This is a genomic window from Planococcus sp. RAB007_Raresut (genome assembly GCF_057369535.1).
Window position 1 is genome coordinate 1 of sequence record NZ_JBXYIF010000227.1, and the last position, 247, is coordinate 247.

The following is a 247-nucleotide window of genomic DNA, read 5'->3' on the forward strand; positions in this document are numbered from 1 at the left end:
ATGCCAAAGAAGCTTTCCATCACTGCATTATCCAAGCAGTTTCCTTTACGTGACATACTTTGTGTTAAACCATGCTGTTTCAATTGTTGCTGATAATGACGCATTTGGTATTGCCAACCTTGGTCTGAATGTTAAAGAGACTTGACATCGGGCTTGAGCATACCTTAAGCAATGTCGAGCATGTTTTTGACTAGAGCATAATGTGGTCTCCGCTGGGTTTGAAATGCAATGATTTCTCCATTGAATA

General features: G+C 40.1%; 1 pseudogene. It reads right to left on the minus strand.

Going from position 1 to position 247, the window contains the following annotated elements:
- Positions 1 to 247 (minus strand): annotated as a pseudogene (locus AC2Q9J_RS18370) (DDE-type integrase/transposase/recombinase); the annotation flags it as partial.